The sequence below is a fragment of the Pirellulales bacterium genome, assembly GCA_036499395.1.
Taxonomy (GTDB): domain Bacteria; phylum Planctomycetota; class Planctomycetia; order Pirellulales; family JACPPG01; genus JACPPG01.
Map to the genome: position 1 here is coordinate 22,649 of DASYDW010000098.1, position 23,723 is coordinate 46,371.

Below are 23,723 nucleotides of genomic sequence, written 5' to 3' on the forward strand. Positions count from 1 at the left end.
TGGACGATTAGCTGCTTACGCGGCTTGTGCCCGGCGACGCAACGCGTTGCCGCAGGCTTTCACCACATCGTCGACGCTGATCGAGAGCATCGATTCGGGGCCAGCGGTGCGGCGGCTGCGGCTATTTCCTTCCAGCCGCATATTCTGCAGCGTGATATGTCCGGAGCCGTAGGGGCCGTTTCTTTCAGCCGGCATCGGACCGAACATGGCCACGCAAGGAGTTCCTACGGCTGCGGCGATGTGCAAAGGGCCGGTGTCGCTGCTGATAAACAGCCGCGCTCGGCGCGCAAGTGAAACAAGCTCGGGCAGCGAGGTCGGCGGCGCCATCAAGGCGTGTCCCTCCGAGGCTGCGGCGATCGACTCGGCCATAGCTCGTTCTTTGGCGCCAGCCCATAGGACCAGGCTGGGCAGTCCGTGGTCGTGCCCCAGAAAGCGCGCCACAGCAGCGAAACGCTCGGCAGGCCACAGTTTCGAAGGCCAGCCCGCACCGGGGTTGATGATTGCAAATCCGGATGTCACCTCGGCCGTACGGACAATCTGATCGGCTCGCGATTCTTCGAGCGAAGTTCGCGGCAGTCCGAACCGAGGCGTATGCACGTCGATACCCAGCGGCTTGAGCAATTCGATGTTGCGATCAACGACATGGGTGTCTTGTGGTTCGACCAGTTCGTTATTGATCCAGGAGCTGATTTCCCGCCCGTCGACCCCTTTCATGCCAATGCGGCGCGGGGCACCCGATAGCCAGGCCGCCACGGCGCTCTTGGTTAGTCCTTGCACGTCGATGGCAATGTCGAAGCGGAGTTGCCGCAGCTTCTGCCGGAGTTGCCAAACCAGCCGTGGCGACTTCAGCCAGCCTCGCGGCACAATCACCAGCTCGTCGAGCGCCGGGTGCTCACGCAGCAAATCCCCCGATCGCCCCTCGACGACCCAGGTCAGAAAGGCCCCCGGCATCTGGTCTCGTAGCGCGCACAGCACTGGCAGCGTGTGCAAGCAGTCGCCAATGGCGCTGAGGCGGACGATCAAGATACGGGGATTTCCTTGAGGCATTCCCTTAATCCTCCGGTGGATACGGCAGGTGGGGCAGGGCGGGGTGGGGGATCATAATCCGCCGGCCGAACATCGGCCAATAGAGCTTTACCGCCCTGCGGACCGTCGTGATCTGGCCGGCCAACGCCGATCGCCAGGGCTCTGGGCGGTCAAGTCGACCGCTTGGTATAGTGGTTCCCATAGAGCGGGTCGCAGGGCACAAGGTTTCTGTTCCCTTTCATCGACCATTCCCGCCCAACATTCCCGTCATTACGAGATATTCAGACCGTGAAAAACCTGCGCCAATCGTTGTCGGCACTGATCGGCTTTTCGCTCTTCGTCGCCACGGCCCAGGCATTGCCTCCGCCGCGCGAAGGGGAAATCAAGTTCGAGATCACGGACAAGGAGCCGACCGTGGCCGAGTTGTTCCGCATGGAACCGCACACGTTCAAGTTCCAGCAGGAATTTCAAAAGACGGCCTCGACGGCGATGGAAATCTCGCTCGTCACGTTTCCTTCGCCGGTCGTGACGCCGCATCCCGAAAACAACACCGTCCACTGCGAATATTTCCGCTCTTTGAGCCCCGGTAAGCATCCGGGCGTGATCGTGTTGCACATCCTGGGGGGGGACTTCGACCTGTCCCGCTTGTTCTGCCGCAACTTGGCGCAGCACGGGATCTCGGCCCTGTTTGTAAAGCTCCCTTACTATGGACCGCGCCGCGCCGAGGGGGTCGAAATGCGCATGATCAATGACGATCCTAAGATCACGGTTGCCAACATGCGGCAGGGTATTCTCGATATTCGCACCGGCGCCGCCTTTCTTGCCGATCAGGATGACATCGACAAAAACCAGCTCGGCGTTTTTGGCATTAGCCTGGGCGGAATCACAAGCGCACTGGCCGGCACCGCCGAACCGCGTTTCCAGAAGATCTGCATGATGCTAGCGGGCGGAGACATGGCGAAAATCGCCTGGGAGTCGCCCGAGGTTAAGGAAGTGCGCGAGCGCTGGCTGGCGCGCGGCGGCAACAAAGAGGAATTCTACGACATCATCAAGCAAATCGACCCGGTCACCTACGGCGACAAGGTGCGCGGTCGCAAGATCCTGATGCTCAACGCCACCCACGACGAGATCATTCCCAAGGTTTGCACCGAGGCTTTGTGGCACGCCTTTGGCGAGCCCGAAATCGTCTGGTTGGACGCCGGCCATTACTCGGCAATGCGATTTATTTTCGACGGCTTGACGCGTGTCACGAAGTTTTTCCAAAACGACAACGCGCAGGCGAATGCCGCGAAGTAACGGCTGAGGCGAGCGTCGTGAATAAACGCATGTTGCTTCAGCCCGTATTCTTCAGGCCCGAGGCAATGCCGTTGACGCTCTCCAGCCCGGCGGTGAGCAACTCGGCGTGCGGCTCCTCGCCAGCGCGCAGCCGTTTGAGTAGCACCAGCTGAATAAAGCTGAGCGGGTCGACATACGGATTGCGGCGATCGATCGAGCGCTGCAGCACCGGAACATTCTCCAGCAAGCGTTCTTGCCCGGTGATCTTTAGGACGAAGTCCACGGTTGCGTGGAATTCGGTTTCGATTCGACGGAATATTTCATCGGCGAGCGCTTGGTCCTGAACCAGGTCTGCATACAGCCGGGCTATCGTCAGGTCGGCCTTGGCCAAAATCATCTGGGTATTATCGATCAGTGTGCGCCACAGCGGCCAGCGTCGATACATATCCTGTAATTGCCCAACATCGCCACCGTGATCGAGAAGGAAATCCCCAACAGCGCTGCCGAAGCCGAACCAGCCCGGCAACGTATGCCGGCTTTGCATCCAACTGAACACCCAGGGAATCGCCCGCAACTGGTCGATGGTGCGCGTCGCGCCGCGGAACGCCGGCCGCGACGCAATCTTTAGTTGACTGATTTCCGCAAACGGCGTGGCCTGTTCGAAATAGGTAAGAAACTCAGGCGTCTCATAAACCAGGCTGCGGTAATGGCGCGAGGCGCTGGCCGCCAATCGTTCCATCGCCCAATCCCAACTCGGGTCGACCTGTTCTTCTTCCGGGAAGCTCGCCAGGAGCACAGCGTTGAGAACCTGCTCCAGATGCCGATGCGCGATCGCCGGCCGGCCGTAACGATCGGCGATCATTTCCCCTTGTTCGGTGATGCGAATGCGGCCATTCACGGCGCCGCGCGGCTGGGCCAGGATTGCTTGGTTGGCGGGACCGCCACCGCGGCCGACAGATCCGCCACGGCCGTGAAAAATCTGGATCGTCACCCCCGTGCGGCGCATCAATTCGCCAAGGTCACGATGTGCCTTGTAAATCGACCAGCATGATTGCAGGAAGCCCGCCTCTTTACTCGAATCCGAATAACCGAGCATGACTTCCTGAATGTTGCCACGCAGTTCCAAATGCCGTCGATAGACCGGCTGGCTAAGTAGTCGTTGCACGAACGGTACCGCGCCGCGCAATGGTTCCAGAGATTCCAGTAGTGGCACGATCTGCAGCCGGCTGACACCGTCGGCCGGGCGGAAGAGTCTTGCCTCGCGGGCCAGCAGCAGAACTTCGAGCATATTGCCTGGCTCGCTCGTCCCGCTGGTAATGTAAGTATCGATCGCCTCGCTGCATTGCCCTTCGAGGATCGACGCGATCGTTCGAAACGTCTGCACGACTTCGCGCGTTTCGGGCGTAAAAGGCAAATGCGCGGGAAGCAGGGGGCGGTTCTGCGCCAGCTCGTTCTCGAGCAATTCGAAGCGCTCGTTGGGCGTCAGTTTCGAATAGCGCGGGCACACGCCAGCCCAATCGAAGATTTCCTCCAAGGCCCGACTATGCCGATTCGCGTGCTGGCGAACATCGAGCGACAGCATGTGCAGCCCGAACACGTCGACCTGCCGCGTCAGGTCGCGCACCCGTCCCGCAGCCAGGTGCGAGACTCGCGAGGCTTGCAAGTCGTCGCCGATCAGAGTCAGATCAGCGCGCAACTCCGAGGGGTCCCGATAGACGCCCGGCGCCGGCGGCGTTGCGTCCCGATACCAATCGGGAGTGGTCGTCTTCAGGTTGTCTAAAGTGCGCTGTAGACGTGCGGCAATGAAGCGGCATTTTTTGCGGTACGGCTCAAGCTCTCCGGGACGAATCGCCTCGGGAAGCAGCTTTTCGTCAACGGCTAACGAATCACGCAGCGCCGCTCCTGGCTCGAGGAAATGGCTCGAATGACTCAATCGCCGGCCAAGCTCGCGCACCTGCTTCAGGTAGAACTTGAGGATCGTTTCCTGATGCAAACGAACCGCTTCACGCGTCACCTCGGGCGTAACGTGGGGATTTCCATCGCGATCGCCGCCGATCCAAGATCCAAATCTCAACAGCGGTGGCACCGGCATTTTGTCGTCGGGGAAAGTGCCCGCGAGCGCTTCTTCCACGTCACGATAGACACGTGGCACGATTTCGAAGAGCGTGTCGCTGACCAGGCCCAATCCGTGGCGGATTTCGTCGATGACGGTCGGGCGTTCGTTGCGGACGATGTCGCTGAACCAAAAGGCCTCGACCTCGGCTGTGATAGACGACATCGCCTCGGCACGTTCGACGGGCAGTAACTGGCAATACTCCAGCCGATCGAGCTGGCTGGCGATAGCATCGAGTTTTTCGAGAATGGTCCTCCGCCGGGCCTCGCTGGGATGAGCCGTGAATACAGGACGAACTAAGGCGCGATCCAAAAGTGCCGCGATCTTGTCGGCCGAATAGCCGCGATCGCGCAACCGCGAGAGCGCGATGGCCGTTGTTTCCGGCAGCGGTTGTCCTGGGTTTTGCTCGGTTCGATTGCGCAAGGCGCGGACGCGGGCCTGTTGCTCAGTAAGGTTGACGAGATCGAAATACAGGCTAAAGGCACGCGACAGCGTTCGTAGCTGGCGCAGGTCGAGCTTCGTCAGCCGGTCTCGCAAAACCCGCGCCGCATCGACCGAGGGAGTCGCCCGCAGCTCCTGGCCCGCGGTACGAATTTCGTCGACCAGCCGAAACGCTTCTTCCCCCTCGAGACGAAGGATCGTCTCATCGAGCACTCGATCGAGCATGCGTGTATCAAACTCCAGGCCAGGCTCTTCCGCCAGCGGGGCGCCGTTCTTCCCCGCCAGACGGGGCTCGAATCGGGCTGCCAACTCCGTTTGGGCAATCAGGGCTTCCGCCATAAAAGAAACATCCGTCAGTCGAGAAAGCAGATGCGTTTGTTAACGTCGACGTTGACCGAATGGTAGGGTTCGGCCAGATTGCTGCGCCGAAACATCGTTTGCCGCACATGTTCCAGGTCATCGAGGCCAAGTGCGTTGTTGAAAATCGGCAGCAAATAATCGATGCCCGTGCGCGACAGTCCCAGCCGTTCCGGATCGTAGAACGAGGCATGTGCCTGCCGTGCGTGAATCATTCCCCAGCGATCGCGGAAGTCGTTGCCGTTGATGCCGCTAACGTAAAATCCACGCTCGCGGTCATATTGCAGAATCGCGACGCCATTCACCTGTCCCTGCAGCAGCAGATCCAAGGCATGGCCACCAAGTTGCGTGGCGTAAAACGAATCGAACAGAATCGGCCGTCCGCCACGTTGGGTGTGGCCGACTTTGCGGGTGAAGATCGCGGCCCGGGCTGATTCGTTGCGCCGCTTACTGGTGAAGTAGCTGTCTCCCATCCGTTCGATGAGGACCTGCCGGAGTGCCTCGGCCGCGCCGCTGAGGATCTTGTTTCCGGCCGGATCGGTGGAATTATGGATGGCGCCCAACTCTCGTCCGTGTTCGTCAACGATTCCTTCGGCGCAAACGATCACGACGTTCTTCTGCAACTCGTAAAGTTCAATGACGCGCTCGACGACGCGATCGACGTTCAATGGAACTTCCGGAATCAGCACCATGTCCGGCTGGCCATAGGCGGAGCCCAGGGCCAGGTAGCCGGAATGCCGGCCCATGACTTCTACAATCGCGATGCGCCGATGGCTTTCAGCCGTGGTGCGAATGCGCTGCACGCCGCCGGCCGAAACATAGACCGCCGTGGCAAAGCCGGGCGTAACGTAGTTGATAACGTGGTCGAGTTCGAATTTCGTCCGCGAGGGTGTCCGTTGGTAGCGATATCCGGGCGGAGCTTCGCACGGCTCGCGCTGCCACTCGTCGGGCTCGTGCCGATAGTTCAGTCCCAGGTCGTTATCGATCGTCTTTGGTGCCAGGACCGTCGGAAAGTAGTCGGAGAGGACCTGCATACCGCTGAGCGTGCCGTCGCCCCCGATGCAGATCAGCCCCTCGACCCCCAGCCGTTTCATCCGATCGGCGATTTCCTCGATCGTGCCACGGTCGCGAGGGTCGACGTAGTCGCGCGACGCCCCGATGATCGTGCCACCATAGTTGGGGTTAAGCTCGGGAATCGTCGTGAAAAGCGGGTTGAGCCGTAGGTGAGGAACCCGCGGGTTGAATAGGCTGCTGAAGCCTTTGATGAAGCCCAGCACCTCAATTTTGCATTGATTTGCCCGGACGACGGCCCCGTAAATCGTGGCGTTGAGAGCGGGCGTATCGCCGCCGGCGGTAAGAATGCCGATGCGTTTCATGCGTTTGTGTTCAGGGTGACGTCGAAGCAGCCCGCCTTTCAGAAGCAAAGGCCGTACCAAGCTACCGGCGCCCGCGACCCACGGCGTCATTGGCGAAGAAAAGCACTAGCGCCACCGCAGTTTGCAGAGCGCGACCGCATTTCGGGCCTGGGTAAGACCTGGCTTCGTGGCCGGAATAGCAAGTTGCACGGGTGAAGTTTTGAGCGGTGACTGCCTACAGCATTAGCAGTCACGGCGGGAAGATTAGTGATTCGCGCGTTCCTGTCGATTTTTGCGCGCCGTGCAGTCGGGCAATTGACGATCGATTTGTGCCGTGGTGCATTGACTTTATGACGGGCCAAATTGGCCCGGATGTGTCGGTTGCGAAATGGTTTCGCGCGAGCGGCATGTAAAGTGCCTCATGCGGCGGACGCAGAGGGCGGCACAGAGACGTTTTGCGCCCTCGCTCCCTTAGCCCTCGGGGAAGCATCCACCATGAGCCTGCTCGATCATCCTGCCGTGGACCCTACAATCGCAAGTTCCGCTCCCTCGACCATCGAGGCCCTCAATCAGCTTGTTCCCGGTGCCGGAGATCCGGCCGGCACATTGAACAGCGTCGTCCAGGCGATCCAACAGCATTTTCAGACCGACGTCTGCTCGATCTACCTGATCAAGCCGGATCGGGCGAATCTGGTCCTCGCGGCCACCGTTGGCCTGCGGCCGGAAAGTGTTGGCCGCGTTTCGATGAAGCTGCACGAAGGGCTAACTGGCCTAGCTGCCGAGCAGTTGCGGCCGATTGTCGTCGACGATGCCCCGCGTCACCCTCGCTTTAAGTACTTCGCCGAGGCTGGCGAGGAGCCCTATCGCTCGTTTGTCGGCGTGCCGCTCTTGGATCAGGGCGTGATTCAGGGAGTGCTGGTCGTGCAAACGCGCGACTCGCGTAGCTTTTCACGTGACGAAACAGCCATGATGGTCGCAGCGGCCAACCAGGTCGCGCCGATCGTCACCGAGGCGCGGACTCTCGAGCAATTTATTGCCCCGGCCTACGAACGTATTTGGGCCTTGGCGCGGAATCTATGGTGGAGTTGGGACCCGGTTGCCGAGTCGCTCTTTCGCGAGTTGGATCCGGTCCGCTGGCGCGAGCTGGATCACAATCCGATCGCGCTGTTGAGCGAAATCTCGATGGAACAGCTCGAAGAGCGCTCGCGGCGGCACGTGCTACATAGCAGCTTGAATTACACCTACCGCCGCTTTCAGGAGTACGTCAAATCCGACGACACCTGGGGCGCGGCCCATGCCGGTGTGCTACGCGCCCGGCCCGTGATTTATTTCTCGGCCGAATTCGGTTTGCACGAGTCGTTGCCCATTTACTCGGGTGGACTCGGGATCCTGGCCGGCGACCATTTCAAAAGCGCAAGCGACCTGGGCGTGCCGCTTGTCGGAATGGGGCTGTTTTATGACCAGGGATACTTCCGCCAGCACCTGACAACCGAAGGATGGCAGAGCGAAGACTACCTGGAAGTCGATGTCAAAAAATTGCCGATGGAGTTGGCGCTGGGACGTGACCAGCGTCCTATTACCGTGGCGATGGAGACGCGAACCGGTCAGCTATTCGCTCGTGTTTGGCGAGTTTCTGTTGGCCGTAACACGCTCTACCTGCTCGATTCGGACGTCGATGGCAACGCACCCGAGGATCGCGATCTAACGGCCCGGCTCTACGGAGGTGACCAACGCGTCCGCATTCGCCAGGAATTGCTGCTGGGTGTCGGCGGAGTGCGCGCCCTCGAGGCGTTGGGCATCGTCCCAGGCGTCTTGCATCTGAACGAGGGACATAGCGCTTTCGCTTGCCTAGAAATGGTCCGCCAGCGGATGCAGCGCGAAGGGATCAGCTTTGAAGAGGCGCGGCGCCGCGTGGCGAGACAAGTTGTTTTCACAACGCACACACCGGTCCCGGCCGGCCATGACCGTTTTCCGGAGTCGCTGATCGAAGAACATTTGGGCCCGCTGCGCGACGGATTGGGCGTCAGCGCCGACGACTTAATGTCACAAGGGCGGGTCGACGTCGGCAACCCGGAAGAGGATTTCTGCATGACGGTGCTGGCGCTAAAGAACTCGCGCCGCGCGAACGCCGTGGCTTCCCTGCACGGCGACGTCAGCCGAGCTATGTGGCAGTGTTTGTACCCTGGCCGCTCGGAAGACGAAGTGCCCATCGATCATGTTACCAACGGAATTCATGTTCCGAGTTGGCTCGCACCGCAAATGCGGCAATTGTACGATCGGCACCTGGGGCCCGAATGGATTCGCCGCAGCAGCGATCCGACGCTTTGGGACAAAATTCCCTCGATCGACAACGGCGAATTGTGGGAAACGCATCAGGTCTTGAAAAGCGAGCTGATCAGCTTTGTCCGTGGCCGTGCCATGCGGCAAGCCGAGCAACGAGGCGAGCCGCGCGAGACTGTTCAGCGGCTGGGACGCGCACTGAGTCCGGACGCACTGACCATCGGCTTCGCCCGGCGCTTTGCCACCTATAAGCGGGCGAACCTGCTGTTCCAGGACCTCGAACAAATTGCCGCCCTGCTGAACGACCCTCAACTACCGGTGCAGATCATCTTCGCGGGTAAGGCGCATCCACGCGATATCCCCGGCAAGGAGGTCCTGCAGGAGATTGCCCAGTTTACGCGTGATCCGCAGTTTCTCGGTAAGATCATGTTTGTCGAGAACTATGACATCAACGTTGGGGAGCACCTGGTTCAGGGCGTCGACCTGTGGCTCAACACGCCGCGTCGTCCGTTGGAAGCCTCGGGCACCAGCGGCATGAAAGTGGTGCTCAACGGCGGGCTGAATTTCTCGGTCCTCGATGGTTGGTGGGCCGAGGCATACGATGGCAACAATGGCTTCGCCGTCGGCACGGGAGACACGCATGTGTTGACCGACGTCCACGATCGCTTCGATGCCGACTCGCTGTACGGCGTGTTGGCCAACGAGGTGATTCCGCTGTTCTACAACCGCGATCAGGATGGGCTGCCGATCGCCTGGATCGCGCGGATGAAGGCCGCGATCCGCACGCTTGGCTGGCGCTTCAATGCCGATCGCATGGTGCGCGATTACGTCGAGAAGTGCTACATCCCCGCGGCCGGCGGGCGCTCGAGTGGCGTGCGCTAGTTCTCGCCTGAAATGGATAACGTGTCGCGCGACAGCGCGCGCACGTTTCCATTCTTTCTTTCCGCTCCGAACGCCGCGCCCGTGGTCGTGCTGACCCGTCAGCACTCTTTTCATTGGTCGCTGTGCCTCGTTGGCAATCGTAACGGCCGCGTGTTGCTATTCGCTGCGCCGATCGATTCATACTCAGGTGGTCGTCCTTTAAACGGCTGCGTGTTCACTGCGCTTTACGTCCGATTTTCGAATTATTTTTCATGATTTCGAGAGCGGGGAATTCGTTCGCGCTGTTTTCTATTTGCAGCCTAAGCGATTAGTTTTCGATGAATTCCACCATCAAAATGTTGGACGTGGAACATCTCGTAAGTCATTAGGGTCTCTCTACTAACATGGGAAATGCGCATGCAGAAACAGCCTGATTCCTGGAACGATTCTCCGGACTATCGAGCTAGGGTATTTCCTCTATGCTTCCGATTCTCACAGAAGTAACGCTTCTAACTCGCCTCACTCGATCGGCGAAGTCTTGCACGCGGCCCGGCAGGGGGGTCGTTATTTTTTGACTTGTCGACAAAGCTGGTGTGAACACAGGATCCACGGGATGGCTCCTGTCTGTCTTGCGCGACTTCGGTAGAGTTTGCACAAGGCGGTTGTGGTCAGTAGTATTTGGAACGGAGAATGCCAGTGAATCGGTCGCGAGGTAATTTCGGTCTTTCTGCAGGACTCTCGGTCCTGCTCTGTGCAGCGCTTGGCGTGATGCCGGCGTTTGCAGGTCCTGTAGCTCTTGGACCCGCCGGAGATTTCAACATCTTCGTTTTCGGCGACGACACACAAGGCAATAGCGATACCGAAGGGCGCGTAGCCGTCGGTGGAAACGCATTTTTCAGCGCCAGCGGCTGGACGATCGGCACGCAGGCCTCAGGCTCGACGACGAATTTGATCGTCGGCGGCAGTCTCTCGAATCAGTTCAATACCGTACGCGGCAATGTACTAGTCAACGGTAACGTCAGTTGGACGGGACCCACGATCCAAGGCTCGTTGGCCGTTAACGGCAACGCTTCGTTTGGCAATAGTGGTGGCCAGATCAATGGCCCCGTCGACGTTTTCGGAACCTATTCCGCGCCGAACTACTTTCCCTCCAACCAGAATCCGGCTACTGTCACGCCGCTGCCGTTTAATTTCGCCAGCGTCAAGACGCAACTGCAGAATGAGTCGAATTACCTTGCTTCTCTGACGCCGAACGGCACCACGGCAATTAACTTCCAGGCTGTGTCGTTAACGGCAACCGGACCGCAGGGACTGTACGTCTTTGACGTAACTGGCGCCCAACTCGCGGCTGCTGCCAACCACGGGCTGTCGATTTCGGCTCCCTCCGGATCGACCGTGGTGGTAAACGTGGACGGCACTGCGGATTCGTTCCAGAGCATGGGCATCTCGCTCGCGGGCGTCGACAATCAGCACGTGCTGTACAACTTCTCGCAAGCCACGAGCTTGACGGTAAACCAGATTGGCATCGAGGGGACGATTTTGGCCCCCAATGCGGCCGTGAATTTTGCGGGCGGGCAGATCAACGGCAGCCTCATCGCGCAGAGCGTTACGGGTCAAGGCGAAAGCCATCTGCACCTGTTCGTCGGTAACTTGCCGGTCAACCCGATTCCCGAGCCCTCGACCTTCGTGCTGGCCGCTTGCGGCTTGGCAGCGTTTGCGGGCATCAAGGCGTATCGTCGCCGCGCAGGCAAGTAGGCGTTTCTGATCCGTAATCGACAGATCGGACTGCAATTCGAATCGAGGCGTGTCGTGCCAATGCACGGCACGCCTTTTTTGTTGGTCCTAATTGCCCGATTGATAGACGAGGCCAATGATCGCGCACCGATGGTCGTGGTTGTCGCGTCGAAGTCGTCCAGATACAATCACGTCAGTTAGCGCGGATTTGGGTTACGCGTCCTGGCACACCTTCAGGCGGCTTCCCAGCAGGCGGTTCGCGCGCGACGCACCGTCTCTCGTTCCTGCTGGGATTCTGTTATGCCGCGTCCCTCTGACTGTATTGGTCAACCAACGGCCGAAAGTGAATCGTCGGATTCCGCCATTTCAACGGGCGAGACAGCCAGCGATCCGGGAGACATGGGTACTGCCGGGCTGCCGGGCCGGCACGTCCTTGAGATCGACATCGTCCGCGGCCTCAGTCAGCGCTCGGACGCGCGAGGATTTCTGCGCTTCGGCACGCACCTGGCGTGCTTATTTGCGACCGGCACACTGATTTGGCTGGCCCGGCCGCATTGGTACTTGCTGATTCCCGCCATGATCCTGCATGGTTTCGGGATCGTGACGATGTTTGCCCCGATGCACGAATGCATCCATCGCACGGCGTTCAAGACACGACAACTGAACGATCTGTTTGGCTGGATCGCGGGCCTGATTTGCTTTTACAACGCGACCTATTACCGCCGCTATCACACCTGGCATCATCGCTACACGCAAGACCTCGAGCGCGATCCCGAGTTATCCACGCCGCGCCCACGGCACGTGCTGGATTACGTGATTCACGTGAGCGGCCTACCATTTTGGTTCGCCAAGCCGCGCGAATTGGTAATGATCGCCTGCGGCCGAACGCGGCACTTGCCCTACATTACCGACGATTCTCGCCGCGCCGTGACGTTATCTGGTGCGGCGCAGGTCGGCGTTTACTTTGCGGCGATCGCGGTTTCGCTCGCCACGCGTAACACGGCAATTTTGTATTACTGGTTTTTGCCGGCCCTGCTGGCGCAGCCGCTGTTGCGAGCCATGCTGATTGTCGAGCATACCGGCTGCAGCGAAGACGCCAACGGTCTTACCAACACGCGCACCACACTCACGGCCTGGCCGGTGCGGCTCTACATGTGGAACATGCCATTTCACGCCGAGCATCACCTGTATCCGTCGATCCCGTTTCACCAGTTGCCGAGCGCCCATCGGAAATTGCGCGAACGGTTGATGCACTTGGCGCCCAGCTACACGGCGGCAAATCGTAGCGTTGTCCATTCGCTCTCGGTGCGCGAACCTTCGGAAACGGCCCAGGCTTGATCCGCGGGGTAGGGGGATCGTGGTGGAAATTGTCGAGTTCGATACCCTGCTCTTGCGGTCGGGAGAGACAATTCCCCGAGCGCAGCTTGCCTACCAGACCTACGGGCAGCTCAACGCCGCGAAATCGAACGCCATTCTCTATCCGACGTCCTACGGGGCGCAGCATCCGGACATCGAATGGTTGATCGGGCCCGATCGGATTCTTGATCCAACGCGGTACTTCGTGATCATCGTCAACATGTTCGGTAACGGACTATCAACTTCGCCTAGCAATCTCGGCGAGCAGTGGAGTGACCGTCCGTGGCCAACATTCACGCACGTCGACAATATCGGGGCGCAGCGCCGGTTGCTGGACGAAGTCCTAGGCATCGAACGCCTGGCATTGGTCTATGGTTGGTCGATGGGAGGACAGCAAGCCCTGCACTGGGGCGCCCTGTATCCCGATCGCGTCGAGCGCATCGCGGCAATTTGCAGCTCGGCCAAGACCTCGATTCACAATCGCGTGTTTCTCGAAGGGATTCAAGCCACGCTGACCGCAGACGCTGCCTGGAATGGCCACCGCTTCACCACTAAACCAGAACGCGGATTGCGCACCCTGGGACGCGTCTACGCAGGCTGGGCCTTGTCACAGGCCTTTTACCGCGAGCAACTGTACCGTGAGATCGGTTATGCATCGCTCGAGGATTTTCTGATCCGCGATTGGGAAGCCAGCTTTTTGCGCCGCGATGCCGGCAACCTACTATCGATGATCGAAACCTGGAAACGGTCCGATATCAGCGATAACGATCGGTATCACGGCGACTTGCCGCGCGCGCTTGGTTCGATTACGGCGCGCACGTTGATCATGCCCTCGGCTACCGATTTGTACTTCACGGCCGAAGACGCCCTGGCCGAATCACGCCTCATTCCGCACGCCCAGTTTCGTTCCATTCCTTCCCTCTGGGGGCACCGCGCAGGTAATCCCCAGAAAAGCCCGGCTGACGAAGCATTCATCCGTGCCGCGATCGCCGAATTGCTGGCTGCCTAGCAATCCTGCACGCTGCCGATCGACAAGTGTCTTCGCGGCCGCGGCAGGCCTATACACCGAAGGTGCGAATCATGCTGGAGCAAAAGGCGAAAGAGCTGGGTATCAAGTACTTCCTGGTGTCGTTCTCGGACCTGTTTGGCACACAACGGGCGAAGCTGGTGCCGGCTGTCGCGATCCGCGAGGTCTGTGAGAACGGAGCCGGCTTCGCTGGCTTTGCCACCTGGCTGGACATGACCCCGGCGGATCCTGACATTTTCGCTGTGCCGGCGGTGGAAAGCCTGGTGCAGCTTCCGTGGAAGCGAGAAATCGGTTGGCTGGCGGCTGACCTGCACATGAACGGCGAACCACTTGCGCAAGCGCCCCGCAATGTGCTGAAGCGATCGCTGGCGCGGCTCGAACGGCAGGGATATGAATTGCGCACGGGGGTCGAATGCGAATTCTTTGTCGTGTCCCCCGATGGTCATTCAGTGGCCGACGCACAAGACTCCCAAGCAAAGCCGTGCTATGACCAGCAATCGCTCGTGCGTCGTTATGATCTGATCGCCGAGATCTGCGACTGCATGCTGGAACTCGGCTGGCGTCCCTATCAAAACGATCACGAAGACGCGACGGGCCAGTTCGAGATCAACTGGGCCTTCGCCCCCGCGCTGGTCACGGCGGATCGCCAGGCGTTTTTCAAATACATGGTCAAATCGCTCGCCGAGCGGCATGGGCTGCGCGCCACGTTCATGCCGAAGCCATTCGACCATCTGACCGGCAACGGCTGCCACGTACATGTTTCCTTGTGGGATCGCGAGCAAGGAACAAACCTGTTTCACTCCCCTCAGGACGAGATGGGTTTGACGTCGTTGGCCTATTCCTTCATCGGCGGATTGTTGCACTCGGCCGATGCTGTTTGCGCGCTGACGAATCCGACCGTGAATTCTTACCGGCGCATCAACGCTCCGGTGACCAGTTCAGGCGCGACGTGGTCACCCAACGTGATCAGCTACGCCGGCAACAATCGCACGCACATGATTCGCATTCCCGCGCCGGGGCGTGTCGAACTACGCTTGCCCGACGGCGCAGCGAATCCATATCTCATGGCCGCGGCCGTGGCCGAATCCGGATATGACGGCATCGCGAACCGGCGCGATCCGGGGCCGCGCCTGGATGCCAATATTTATCGCGATGCGGCGACCGCGGCAACATTGCCCATGTTGCCGGATAATCTGCTCGATGCGTTGCGGGCGCTTGAGTCAAATGAAATCTTGCGCGAAGGCTTGGGAGCAAAGTTCACGGATTCGTTTGTTAAGTTAAAGCGCGCGGAATGGCGCGATTACGCGCGATTTGTGTCCCCCTGGGAACGCCAGCATACGCTCGATTGCTGACAATTCTTGGGCAATCAGCACGGAACTCCGGTGAGGGTGCCCTGGCCCTTTTAGCCCGGGCGTGGTATAGTTGGCTATCTTGATCCACTCGGCAAAGTGCTTTTTTGGCCATTGGATTATTTGCCAGGTCCAATGGTTTTCTGAGAGCGCGACTCGCGTTCATCGCATTCGGTCCTGGAACTCTGTCTAGGAATCCCGAATGACGTTCGAAGAACTTGGTTTGGCGCCGCAATTGTTGCGCGCCGTCGCGGCCTCTGGTTACGAAACGCCGACCCCGATTCAAGCGCAGTCGATCCCGCATGTGCTGGCCGGTCGCGACGTCCTGGGCTGCGCGCAGACGGGCACTGGTAAGACGGCCGCCTTTGCATTGCCGCTGTTGCATCGTTTGACGAATTCTGGAAATCCGGCCCGCGGCTCGGGCCGCCGCGTTCGCGTCTTGGTTCTTTCGCCGACGCGCGAACTGGCGCTGCAAATCTGCGAGAGCTTTCAGGGCTATGGCCAGCACACGGCGCTGCGCTACTCGGTGATCTTCGGCGGCGTCGGGCAGAATCCGCAAGTTCGGGCGCTCCGTCACGGAGTCGATGTGGTTGTTGCCACGCCGGGCCGTTTGCTCGATTTGATGAATCAGGGATTTGTCGATTTGCGTTCGGTCGAGACGTTCGTCCTCGACGAGGCGGACCGTATGCTCGACATGGGCTTTTTGCCTGATTTGCGCCGCATCATTGCCAAGCTGCCCGTTGAGCGGCAGACGGTCTTTTTCTCGGCCACGATGCCCGGCCCGATCGATCAACTGGCGAGCGACATTTTGCGCGATCCAATTCGCGTGCGAGTTGCGCCGGCCAAGGCCACGACCGAGCTGATCGAACAATCGGTGTGCTTCGTGCCAAAAAAGCAGAAGCCGCAACTTTTGACCGATATGCTCCGCAATCTTCCGGTCACGCGCGCCCTGGTCTTCACGCGCACCAAGCACGGCGCCGATCGCGTCGCAAAGCAATTGAATCAATCCGGCATCAACGCCGAGGCGATCCACGGCAACAAAAGTCAGGCCGCACGGCAGCGCAGTCTGGCCAACTTCAAGTCGAAGCGTCCGCCGGTGTTGGTGGCCACGGATCTGGCCGCGCGTGGCATCGACGTCGACAGCGTATCGCACGTTTTTAACTTCGACATGCCGAACGAGGCCGAAACCTACGTGCATCGCATCGGTCGTACCGGCCGAGCCGGCGCTGCGGGTATCGCCGTGTCGTTCTGCGACTACGACGAACGCAAGCATCTGTATGCTATCGAACGTCTCATTCGTCGACCCATCACGGTCGATGCCGCTCACGGGGCACAGAACCTGCCGGCTCCTCCCGCCGAGGCGCGTCCGGCCGATCAGAAGTCCGGCCAGCGGCCGAACAAGTATCGTGCCGATAACCGCTCCTTCCGCAAGCCGAAGAAGGCTCGTTTCGGCAAATCGCCAGGTCCGAATAAATGGCGTGGACAGCGTCAGCGTCCGCAGAAGGCAGCGACGACCACCTGATCCGTCGGCACGTTCGCTTTACGAGCCTGAGGATCGATGCTGCTGCCATAGCATTGCCTGAAAATCTCGTATCGAGCAATTGACGCAAGATTGCTATCATTCCCCCACGAGGAACAGTTCGGGGGGGATGGTGCGCGCCCTGCGCGTGCATCTCGTCCCGGCGAGCCCCTCTCGTTGATGCAAGTAGGAAACCTTCGTGTCGGTCTCGGAGGACCGACGTCGGGAATTGCGCAGGACGCCGCATGAATCGCCAATTCGCAAGTGCCGTTTGCGTAGGGGCCATCGCGCTGGCGGCCTGGCTGACGACGGGCGGCGTGCTCGCTGCGCAACAAGATTCGAATCATGAGGGCCCGCGGTCCCCGTCAGCGCCCCCGAGCATTTACGCTCGCGTCCCCACGGCCGTTACGCCCACGGCGGCGACCGTCGCTGTGACTGCTCCGCAAACGTTGCCGTTGGTCCGGTTGCCCAACGTCGATGGCAGCCGGTCGCCGCTGGACCCACCTCCGCAGTCCGCGTTAACAGATTCCGCGATAGCGCCGGTTCCCGGGATGGGTCCTTGGCAGATGGCGCCTCCGATATCAGGCGTGCCGGAATCGACCGTGCCGCCGGCAGCGACCAGCCTGTGGCTAGTCAGCACGCGCCGGCTGCCCTATCCCGGTGGAAATCCCACATCGCCCGACTTTGCGCCGGATGTGCATGTCTATGTGCTCGCGCGGGGATGGATTCAAGCGAGCTTTAACGAACTGGTCAGTGCCGGAGGCGGCGGCGTTGTGACGACAGTCTTCGTGCATGGGAACGATACGGACGCTGACTACGCGCTGCGTGGCGGCACAACGCTATACGGCCAACTTTTGGGTAATCCGGCAACGCCGGGGCCGCCGACTCGATTCGTGATCTGGTCCTGGCCCAATGAGACCACGACGCTTCGCGTGCGAAAAACGACGCAAGCCAGCGCCGCTCGACTGGGCATCGAAGGTTACTTTCTCGGGACGTGTCTGCGTTGGTTATCGCCGCAAGGTCCCACCAGCGTTGTCGGTTACAGCTCTGGTGCGGGCGTGGTTACTGGGGCCCTGCACGTTCTCGGCGGCGGCGTTCTAGAGGGGCGTCGACTCGCCGACCCCGCTCCGCCCGAGGCCAGCAAAATCCACGCCGTGCTGCTCGGTGCAGCCATGCCAAACAACACGCTTTTGCCCGGTATGCCGCACGACCGCGCCTGGACGCAAGTTGAACGCCTGCTCGTGACAGTCAATCCCGACGACGCAGTGTTGCATTTCTATCCAATGCTTTGGGGGCGCGGCGGGCCGGCAGCGCTGGGAGCGTCGGGCGTCGTAGAACGGGCGCGATTGGGGCCTGCCCAAGCGAAATTGATCGAACTCGACATGCGCGGGGCGCTGCGCCGCAATCATGGTTGGCGTTATTACAGCGGTTCGCCGGAAGTGACCACTCTCCTGCGGCAAGAAATGCTCTCGTTGCCGGCAGCTCGCAATCAGGCTGTCGAGCTGGCTCGGCAACCGCGGTGAGTCCGTTGGTCAGGATTCGCATTCAATCGTCGTTCGCAACTGCTCGACGTAAGCATCCAGCAGTTCGCGCCGTTGTTGGGGGCTGAAAGAGCGCGGATCACAACGGCAGCAGACCGCCATCCGGCCGGAATAGCTGTGAATGGCAAACGAGACCCTCGTATCGGGCCGAATTGGCGCGGCGCCTGAGCCCCCTTCGAAAACCAGGTTGCCGCAAACGCGCCGTCCATTGCATAGCGGCAATGGGACATTGTCGAGCCCGGCGCCCAAGTTACTGAAGATCGCGGTCGCAAACGGCCAGGGGCGCCCCAGTGACCAGCGGAGCAATGCGGGCCAAATGCAGAAAATACGCAGGCCCGCCTCGAAATAAAGTCCCCGCTTCTGCCGCTTAATCTCGACCATCTCATCGCGGATTGAATCTAGTAGCTCGTCACGATTTTTACAATCGCGCGACCGCCGGGACAAAAAGCTGAAACTAAAGACATTGGCCGCTGGCATGCGATAGTCTTCGCGGCGCCTTAGATTGGTCGGGACAAGAATACGTATCGGACGCTCCGCTTCGGATGTGCCACGATTCCACGCTTCGAGCGTCAGGAAGTAATCGCGCACCAACAGATCGTTTAGCATCACGGATTGCATAGCCGCGATGCGGGACAGCTCGCACGTCTCGTGCTCGGTCAGATGATGCACCAGATCGTCCGAGGAGGAGGGCAGCTCGTCATCGCTTGGTAGGTGGGCGTGATTACTCACAATGGCTGCGCGACGAATATTGAGTGGCAGCGTAACGCGCGCCAATCGCACTAAGTCGCCTAGCCGCACTCCTTGCTTGAACAACTGATGGCCGTCGCGGTCGCGCAATCGAAGAGGATCGATCTTGCGCCAGGGGAACGGCCCAGAGCTATCAGTCGATAAATGCGCATAGGCCAGAAATAAATCCATGATGAATTGAAACGCGCCCAGCCCGTCTACCGCGACATGATGAAAGACAATTTCCCATTCCGTCAGGTCGCCCGTTTGCGTGATCGTCATCTTCAAGCCGCACGAAACCGACGTAGAATCGCAAGGGGCATGCGGATCGACCGGTATTTGCGCCCAATGAATCGAGCCAGGTTCGCCGGCTTCCCAGCGCGGCCAACCGCGCCGATCGAATGCGATGCGTGCCGAGAGAAATGGATGCCGCTCCATCGCCAGTCGAAACGCCTGGGAGAAGGCCTCGCGGTCCAAGAGCCCGCTGCATTGCAGACGAACCGGAAAAGTCGACGCGTACTCGGGGCGGTCTTCGAGGAGATAATAGAATTCGAAAGGCGTGAAGCTGAGCGGAAATAATGAATCCGACGGGCCATCGGACGCAGAGGCGTCGTGGCTATTCGGGAGGTTCGTGATCGGGCTGCGGTCCGCCATCGTCGCTGTGCGCCCAGAAGCGGAATTGTTGCGATTCATAATCTGCTGCGGGCCTTGTGCTGTCGAGTGAAAACCGCGTCCAGCCAGAAAATCTCGAGAAATGAAGCCCCTGGGTGGCTGGCCGGCGTCCGTTGTGGGCGCAATTGCTCCACGGAGCTTACAGAGCCGGAGAACATGCCACGTCCCAAACGCAGTACCCGAGTGTAATGCTAGAATCGTGCCGATTGGACGTGGAGACGTGGAAAAGGTTCGGTGCGATGCACTTGCAGGGAACTTAGAGGCGGTTGGTAGACGAAAGTTCCACAGTCACGACGAAAGATTCAAACACGATGGAGTCGCCTGATAATGCTGTTGCGACCAACGCGAAGCGGCGCGGCAATCGGAGTCGAAAAGAAATGCTCATGCATGACCGCATTGGGATAACGATTCTTTCCCTTTCGGTATGGCTCACGACTCTCTTCTTGTCGACGGGAGATTTGCGCGCAGAAGACGTACCGGCGAACCGCGACGAGCAAATTGGGCTGACAGTGGTAACCTTCAACGTGCTGGTTGATATTGCGCCCGCGTCCGAGGTGCCTGCCTGGAGCAAGCGAAAAGCTCTCTGTTCGAGTGTGTTGCGGACGACTGACGCCGACCTGATTGGTCTGCAAGAACCCAGCCCCGCCCAAGTTAAATTCCTGCTCGACGAACTGCCGGGCTACGAAGCTGTGACCTTCAAGGGCTATACCGACGCGACATTGCTTTTCAGCAAAGAATCTTTCCTCGAAAAAGAGCGAGGCCACTGGTAGTTGTCACCGACGCCCGAACGGGTGTCGATCGGTTTCGGGAATGTGCTGCCGCGACTGGTTGTCTGGGCGAAGCTGCGGCACAAGGTCACAGGCAAAACGATACTGGTCTTCAATACGCACTTCGACAATACGCAACCTTGCCAGACGAAGATGGCAGCGCTGTGTGAAGAACGCCTCGCGCCATTTGCGGAACAAGGGGCACCCATGATCTTTCTGGGCGACTTCAATACAGATCAGCAGCGCGGCGACTATGCGCGCCTGACGTCGAACGGATGGCAGGATGCGTATCGAGCCTGTTCGGCCGCCAGCGAGAATGGACGCGACGATAATGTGCCGACGACGCGCGATGGCACTCGTATCGATCACATCTTCTATCACGACGCTGCGCTGGCGCCGCTGTCATGGCGCCGGCTGGAGTCGCACGATCCGACAATTCCTTTGTCAGATCACTATCCGGTAATGGCGCGTTTTCGTTGGAAATAATAATGCAGCCGCGCAGGCCGACGCCTGCGCCAGCGAACTACAACAACCAGTTCGGCCGATTCGCGGCGGTCGCCGCCTGGGCGAAGTAAATGTCGGCCAATTTCGCGACATTCGACGTGGGCGTCGACAGCGTAATCCAATTCGAGGCGGCGCTCTGCGTGCTGTTATAGGCGATGACAGCAAAGTAATTGGTCGAGCCTGCCGTCATGCCGCTGATCGACACCGACGTGGTTGTCGCGCTGAAATTCCCGAGCAACACGGCCTGGATGCCATTCCAGTAGATGACTTCATAGCCGGTTGCCCCCGCCACCGCGGTCCAGGAAAGCTTGCCAGCCGTGGCCGACGTCGCCGTGGCAGTCACGCTAGGCGCCGTCAACGAGGCGGCCGCTGGCATGACGACGCTGGCCCAGCCGGACGAAGCCGTGGAGGTCGAGTTGTAGGCCGAGACATAGAAGTAATCGGTCGAACCTGCTGTCAGGCCGCTGATCGTGGCTGTGGTTGTGCCGGCCGCGACGCTGGCCACTTGCACGGCCTGTCCACCCTCGTACTCGTAGACACGGTAACCGGTGGCGCCGGTCACGGCGTTCCAGGACACCTGTGCGGTGGTGCTCGAAGTGGCCGTGGCCGCGACGTTTGTCGGAGCACTGACCTTGACCGTCGTCGCGGCCGGCGTGATTGCCATTACCCAGGAAGTTGCAGCCGACGAGGTCGAGTTGTACGCCGTCACGAAGAAATAATTAATCCCGCCCGGCTTCAAACCACTAATCGTGGTCGAGGTCGCCGAGGCCCCCAGCGAGGCGACCTGCACGGCCTGTCCGCTCACGTATTCGTAGACACGATACCCGGTAGCGCCTGCCGACGCGGTCCAGGAGAGTTGTACGGAGGTCGTCGACGTGGCCGTGGCAGTGAGGTTTTGCGGAGCTGATACCGTTGTCGTTGCGGTTTGCGTCGTTGCTTCGACCCACGAGGTAGCTGCTGTACTAGACGAGTTGTAGGCAACCAGTTCGAAGCTGTACGTGGTGCCGGCCGTCAGATTGCTGATCGTGGCCGAGGTGACGCCAGCGGCATAAGTGCCAACCAGTACCGACTGGCCATTCTCTTGCTCGTACAGGCGATAGCCAGTCTCATTGGTGGACGACGACCAACTGAGACTGATTTGCGTCGTTGAGAGGGCCGACGCCTGGAAATTCGTAGGCGCCGTGGGAGACGACGAAGTTGTACCTGTCCCGCCGGTGCTGCCCGAGGCCCCATAGCTAACGAGGAACGGGACCAGCAGGTTAGCGATCGGACTACCGCGTCCGGTGGCCAGGTCGTAACCGGTACCGGCCGATTCGAATTCGGTGCTGCCTGTGGTGATATCGTGGAAGTCGCTTGCCGGTGCGGCGTAGATTGCGGCCAGCGTCTGCGACGCGCCGTTCAAAGTACCAGAGCCGGCCAGCGCCCGCCCTTGATCCGCGATGGCGATCAGGGCGGCCCATTGCGGCGCTCCGGCGCTAGTGCCACCGATGCTGACCCAACCATGATCGGGGCCATACGTGTCGTAGACCGCCATGCCAACGCCGGCATTGTACGCCACGTCAGGGACGTCACGGCCCGCGAACTCTTGGCTCACTCCGCCGCCACCGCTCCAGGTTTGCCCACCACTGGTGGTTGGCGTCCAGGCCGTTTCGCTGGTGATCGATCCACTCGAGGTCAGGTGCAGATCCGTGCCGCCAACGGCCAGCACGTTCGGAGATTCAGCCGGGAAGTTCGGCTCACCGTCATCGCCACTGGATGCGACGAAGGTGATTCCCTGATGACCGCTGGGGGTGACCAGGTATTTCGAGCTGAGGCTTTGATCGTTCGCGGCGTTCGCGAGGCTATCGTCGCTTCCCCAGCTCATCGAGATCACCGACACGGCTGCCTGTTGACGAGCCCAATTGACGGCTGCAAACAGATTGGCATCCGACGCGTCGTTCGCTTCGACGAGAACGATGTTTGCACCCGGCGCGATTGCATGTGCCCACTCGACATCCAGGGCGATCTCTCCCTCCCAACCCTGGCTGGGATCGGTGCCAGGGAGCGTGCTGCCGCCACTTTGATTAACGACTTTGAAACTGGGAGGCGCGGCAATACCCATGGCCGAGTCGAAGGCCGCCAGGTCCGAGGCGATATTCGGATCGTTATAGGCATCGATGATGGCGATCGTTTGGCCGGTGCCGTCGGCCGATGTCGAGCCGAACGACAGGCTGCTGATGCCGTAAGCAGCCTTGATCTGAGCCGGGGTATAGCCCGAAATGCCGCTCGAAGCGGCCGGTATCTCGATGTAATCCGTATGTGCCGTGGCCGTGGCGGTCAGGAGGGTTCGTACCTCCAACTCTTCCAGGCGAAGGACGCGGCCTTTACGGCCCTTATTGACGAGTGAATTGCGCGATCGGTGCTGTCGAGCCATTGTGAAGTAACCTGTCCCTATGCCAACCCCTTCAAGGTTTTTCAACGCCTACGTGCGTCGCCGGCCCGATCGGACGACTTTGACTTCGATGCGACATCAGACATTTCTGCCGACATCGCGAGATTCTCATTCCTCGTGGTCGATTTACAACTGTTAGAGCCGCGTGCGCGACTACGAAACGTGCGGTCGCGGCATTACCTGCGATTCATGCGTTGGACAGCATGCGTACGTGTCCATCGCATTTGCAGATCGCTTTTCGCGAATGCTGATTGCGGATTTACACCTCGATCGTTGCGTGCTAGCGACAATGCCGCCCCGCTCACGGCATACACGAACCGCCAAGCAATCGCCGTTGCCCAATAGCTGAAGCTCGGCACGCTGAAATTGCGGCGGCCGAAGTTCGAAAT

General features: G+C 60.0%; 13 protein-coding genes and 1 pseudogene. 9 read left to right on the top strand and 5 right to left on the bottom strand.

Translation table 11 applies throughout. The features are described from left to right. Window positions 1–15: 15 nt before the first annotated feature. On the bottom strand, window positions 16–1,047 hold the full coding sequence (locus VGN12_17790; GenBank protein ID HEY4311306.1) for a glycosyltransferase family 9 protein: 1,032 nt from the start codon (window positions 1,045–1,047) through the stop codon (window positions 16–18). A gap of 267 nt (window positions 1,048–1,314) precedes the next feature. Between VGN12_17790 and VGN12_17795 the strand changes: the two genes are divergently transcribed. Continuing rightward, the gene (locus VGN12_17795) at window positions 1,315–2,322 is read left to right on the top strand and encodes an alpha/beta hydrolase family protein (protein ID HEY4311307.1); all 1,008 of its coding nucleotides are present in this window, start codon (window positions 1,315–1,317) and stop codon (window positions 2,320–2,322) included. Between the two features lie 37 nt (window positions 2,323–2,359). Here the strand turns inward: VGN12_17795 and ppc are convergent, their stop codons facing one another. Next, window positions 2,360–5,194 (bottom strand): phosphoenolpyruvate carboxylase, encoded by a 2,835-nt coding sequence (ppc, locus tag VGN12_17800; GenBank protein ID HEY4311308.1) that lies wholly within the window; start codon window positions 5,192–5,194, stop codon window positions 2,360–2,362. 14 nt (window positions 5,195–5,208) lie between these two features. Further along, a complete protein-coding gene (locus tag VGN12_17805) occupies window positions 5,209–6,588 on the bottom strand; it encodes a 6-phosphofructokinase (protein HEY4311309.1) in 1,380 nt (459 codons plus the stop codon). A 474-nt stretch (window positions 6,589–7,062) separates the two neighbouring features. On the opposite strand from VGN12_17805, the gene glgP reads away from it, so the two are divergent. From glgP to VGN12_17840, 7 genes are all read left to right on the top strand, one after another. Next, window positions 7,063–9,729 carry an alpha-glucan family phosphorylase gene (glgP, locus tag VGN12_17810; GenBank protein ID HEY4311310.1) on the top strand — a complete coding sequence of 889 codons (2,667 nt, stop codon included), beginning with the start codon at window positions 7,063–7,065 and terminating at the stop codon, window positions 9,727–9,729. A gap of 675 nt (window positions 9,730–10,404) precedes the next feature. Further along, window positions 10,405–11,463 carry a choice-of-anchor A family protein gene (locus VGN12_17815; protein ID HEY4311311.1) on the top strand — a complete coding sequence of 353 codons (1,059 nt, stop codon included), beginning with the start codon at window positions 10,405–10,407 and terminating at the stop codon, window positions 11,461–11,463. Window positions 11,464–11,742: 279 nt separating this feature from the next. Then, the gene (locus VGN12_17820; protein HEY4311312.1) at window positions 11,743–12,780 is read left to right on the top strand and encodes a fatty acid desaturase; all 1,038 of its coding nucleotides are present in this window, start codon (window positions 11,743–11,745) and stop codon (window positions 12,778–12,780) included. A 19-nt stretch (window positions 12,781–12,799) separates the two neighbouring features. Then, on the top strand, window positions 12,800–13,807 hold the full coding sequence (locus VGN12_17825; protein ID HEY4311313.1) for an alpha/beta fold hydrolase: 1,008 nt from the start codon (window positions 12,800–12,802) through the stop codon (window positions 13,805–13,807). Between the two features lie 71 nt (window positions 13,808–13,878). Continuing rightward, complete coding sequence (gene glnT / locus VGN12_17830) at window positions 13,879–15,177, top strand: type III glutamate--ammonia ligase (GenBank protein ID HEY4311314.1); 1,299 nt, start codon at window positions 13,879–13,881, stop codon at window positions 15,175–15,177. Between the two features lie 199 nt (window positions 15,178–15,376). Continuing rightward, window positions 15,377–16,696, top strand: coding sequence for a DEAD/DEAH box helicase (locus tag VGN12_17835; GenBank protein HEY4311315.1), 1,320 nt, complete (start codon window positions 15,377–15,379; stop codon window positions 16,694–16,696). A gap of 242 nt (window positions 16,697–16,938) precedes the next feature. After that, complete coding sequence (locus VGN12_17840) at window positions 16,939–18,216, top strand: hypothetical protein (protein ID HEY4311316.1); 1,278 nt, start codon at window positions 16,939–16,941, stop codon at window positions 18,214–18,216. 9 nt (window positions 18,217–18,225) lie between these two features. Here the strand turns inward: VGN12_17840 and VGN12_17845 are convergent, their stop codons facing one another. Next, window positions 18,226–19,614, bottom strand: a complete 1,389-nt coding sequence (locus VGN12_17845; GenBank protein HEY4311317.1) for a hypothetical protein — start codon at window positions 19,612–19,614, stop codon at window positions 18,226–18,228. Between the two features lie 401 nt (window positions 19,615–20,015). On the opposite strand from VGN12_17845, the pseudogene VGN12_17850 reads away from it, so the two are divergent. Then, window positions 20,016–20,885: pseudogene (locus VGN12_17850) on the top strand (endonuclease/exonuclease/phosphatase family protein). A 37-nt stretch (window positions 20,886–20,922) separates the two neighbouring features. Here the strand turns inward: VGN12_17850 and VGN12_17855 are convergent. Further along, window positions 20,923–23,316 (bottom strand): fibronectin type III domain-containing protein, encoded by a 2,394-nt coding sequence (locus VGN12_17855; GenBank protein ID HEY4311318.1) that lies wholly within the window; start codon window positions 23,314–23,316, stop codon window positions 20,923–20,925. Window positions 23,317–23,723 lie beyond the last annotated feature (407 nt).

Excerpts from the sequence above, each read along its gene's own strand:
- VGN12_17805 (HEY4311309.1), bottom strand. The coding sequence starts at position 6,588 with ATGAAACGCATCGGCATTCTTACCGCCGGCGGCGATACGCCCGCTCTC.
- ppc (HEY4311308.1), bottom strand. The coding sequence starts at position 5,194 with ATGGCGGAAGCCCTGATTGCCCAAACGGAGTTGGCAGCCCGATTCGAG.
- VGN12_17845 (HEY4311317.1), bottom strand. The coding sequence starts at position 19,614 with ATGGCGGACCGCAGCCCGATCACGAACCTCCCGAATAGCCACGACGCC.
- VGN12_17835 (HEY4311315.1), top strand. The coding sequence starts at position 15,377 with ATGACGTTCGAAGAACTTGGTTTGGCGCCGCAATTGTTGCGCGCCGTC.
- glgP (HEY4311310.1), top strand. The coding sequence starts at position 7,063 with ATGAGCCTGCTCGATCATCCTGCCGTGGACCCTACAATCGCAAGTTCC.
- VGN12_17855 (HEY4311318.1), bottom strand. The coding sequence starts at position 23,316 with ATGGCTCGACAGCACCGATCGCGCAATTCACTCGTCAATAAGGGCCGT.
- glnT (HEY4311314.1), top strand. The coding sequence starts at position 13,879 with ATGCTGGAGCAAAAGGCGAAAGAGCTGGGTATCAAGTACTTCCTGGTG.
- VGN12_17840 (HEY4311316.1), top strand. The coding sequence starts at position 16,939 with ATGAATCGCCAATTCGCAAGTGCCGTTTGCGTAGGGGCCATCGCGCTG.
- VGN12_17790 (HEY4311306.1), bottom strand. The coding sequence starts at position 1,047 with ATGCCTCAAGGAAATCCCCGTATCTTGATCGTCCGCCTCAGCGCCATT.
- VGN12_17820 (HEY4311312.1), top strand. The coding sequence starts at position 11,743 with ATGCCGCGTCCCTCTGACTGTATTGGTCAACCAACGGCCGAAAGTGAA.